Origin of the sequence: Actinophytocola xinjiangensis (assembly GCF_001921215.1) — a bacterium.
GTDB classification, from domain to species: Bacteria; Actinomycetota; Actinomycetes; order Mycobacteriales; family Pseudonocardiaceae; genus Actinophytocola; species Actinophytocola xinjiangensis.
Map to the genome: position 1 here is coordinate 173,385 of NZ_MSIF01000010.1, position 2,397 is coordinate 175,781.

Sequence of the window (2,397 nt, forward strand, 5' to 3'; positions counted from 1 at the left end):
CGGGGACGACATCCCGACATGGGAACTGCCCTGCGCGGACGGGGGACCAGCCCCGCTCGCGCAGGGACGACGAGGCGTCCCTGATCGTGCGCTGCCCGCTGGGGGACCAGCCCCGCTCGCGCGGGGACGACCCACCGGAACTGGCGGTGTAGAAACCCACGGTGGGATCAGCCCCGCGCGCGGGGACGACGGTCCGCGCCGACCAGGCCCTGCCCACGTTCAAGGGATCAGCCCCGCGCGCGCGGGGACGACGTAGCAGCTGGTGGAGCTGTGCTCCCGGGGGAGGGATCAGCCCCGCGCGCGCGGGGACGACGCTTTCTGAGCTGGGATGATACGGCGGTACCGACCATTCCAGCATCACTTTCACATCTTTTCCTCGGGTGTTGAATGGTGGGCTCGGTCAGTTGAGGGAACCGGTCCAGCGCTGAGCGCCGCATCCAGGTGTGAGCGGGGCCGTCGCGGGCAGTGTCAGATTTCGACCGGGACGGAGACCAGGGGGCGCACGCTGATGCCTGGTGCGTGCCGCAGCTGTTCCGCCGGGATCGCCAACCGTAGTGTCGGGAAGCGGGTGAACAGCTTGGAGATCGCGATTTCCGCCTGGGCCTTGGCCAGGTGCGATCCGAGGCACCGGTGGATCCCGTACCCCCAGCTCACGTGCTGGGCCCGGGGTCGGTCCAGGTCCAGTTCGTGGGGGCACACCGGGAACTGCTCGGTGTCCCGGTTCGCCGACGCCAACGACATGATCACCAGTTCGCCGGCCGGGATCGTCACTCCACCCAGTTCGACGGGGGCGGTCGTCACCCGTTGCAGCGCGCTGTTGACGGGGGACAGGTAGCGCACCAGTTCCTCGATGACCTGCGGTGCGGTCGACGGGTCGGCGACCAGACGCGCGCGCGGTTCGGGGTGGGTGAGCAGTGTCGCGGCGGCGCCGCTGAGGAGGTTGCGGGTGGTGTCGTTCCCGCCGATCATCAGGGCGAAGCTGGTGGACAGGATCTCCTCGTCGTTGAGGCGATGGTCACCGTCGGCCTGGATGAGGGCTGTGATGAGGTCCTCGCCGGGCGCCCGGTGGCGGTCGGCGATCAGGGCGCTCATGTAGTCGGACAGTTCGCGGGTGTTCTTGTCCAGCACACCGTCGGGGTCGGTGGGGTCGGTGTGCTGGACGATGTTGGACCACTGCAGGAACTTCGGCCAGTCGCTGTCCGGCACGCCCATCAGCTGCGCCACCGTGATGATCGGCAGCGGCTCGGCGAGGCTGGGCACCAGGTCGGCGCTGCCCTCGTCCTCGATCGCGTCCAGGATGTCGTCCACGGTGGACTCGATGCGTGGGCGCAGGCGCTCGACCCGGCGGTTGGTGAACGCGAAGCTGATCGCCCGGCGCAGCGGGGTGTGCCGGGGCGGGTCGGAGTTGGCCAGGTGGTGGCTGATCTCCGGCGCCGGCACCAGCTCCTTGCCGACCTGCGCCGACAGGGCCGCGTACAGGCGGTTGATGTCGCGGCTCATCCGGTCGTCGGCCAGGGCGGCGCGGACGTCGGTGTAGCGGGTCACCAGCCACGCGCGGGTGCCGTTGGGCGTGGTGATCTGGCAGACGGGCTGCTCCCGCCGGACGGTCTCCAGGAACGGATACGGGTCCTGGGTGAACTCGTCGGTGAAGAACCAGTACTTCGACAGTGTGCGGGTCATCCCTCGCTCCGGGTGTGGTTTCGCAGGTCCCGACGGACTCGGCGGCGGATCGCGGACAGCACCGCGCGGCGGATGAAACCGCTGCCGTACCGGATGAACAGCCAGTACACGCGGAAGTCCCGGCGGGTCTTCTCGTCGGTGGCCTTGACCCGGGTCTCGGTGCTCAGGACGCCGCCCTCGTAGCGGACGTTCATCACGGTCTTGCGACACCCCGGCTCGGCGAACGCGCGAAACGACGCGCTGCCCGGCGGGTCCAGCTCGGGGGTGCCGTTGGGCGACCCGATCCCGCCGAACACGATCTCCTGCTCGTCCTTGCCGAGCAACTGTTTGATGTCGCCCAGGATTCTGCGGTAGGTGGTCATGTCGTTGCGGGTCAGCTTCATCAGCAGCTGCGCGAGCGGCACGTCCGACCACGTGACCTCCATGGCCGCGCGCATCACCGCCTCACGCGGCGCACCGATGGTGATCCGGTGCACCTCGTTGAAGTCCCACTTCGGCAGGAACTCGTCGATCAGCATGCCCGTCCCGTCGTTCGGGGAGTCGTCGGCGCGACCGTACCTCCGCGCCGCGCGCCGCGCCGGCCTGCTGCAAAGAACTTGAATCAGCGACCTGTCCAAGTGGATTGAATCTTTTCTATCTGCGGTTGCCGCTCCCGTCGCGCTGTTGTTTGACTCGCGCTCGATCGGCAGTTTCACCGGCGATGGGGGTTGTCCGCAC

2 protein-coding genes are annotated in these 2,397 nt (G+C 68.6%); both read right to left on the reverse strand.

The features are described 5' to 3' along the window. Positions 1-468 precede the first annotated feature (468 nt). Positions 469-1,680, reverse strand: coding sequence for a cytochrome P450 family protein (locus BLA60_RS21275; protein ID WP_075134703.1), 1,212 nt, complete (start codon positions 1,678-1,680; stop codon positions 469-471). Then, complete coding sequence (locus BLA60_RS21280) at positions 1,677-2,198, reverse strand: hypothetical protein (protein ID WP_084735158.1); 522 nt, start codon at positions 2,196-2,198, stop codon at positions 1,677-1,679. The genes BLA60_RS21275 and BLA60_RS21280 overlap by 4 nt, the downstream gene beginning before the upstream one ends. Positions 2,199-2,397: the final 199 nt, after the last annotated feature.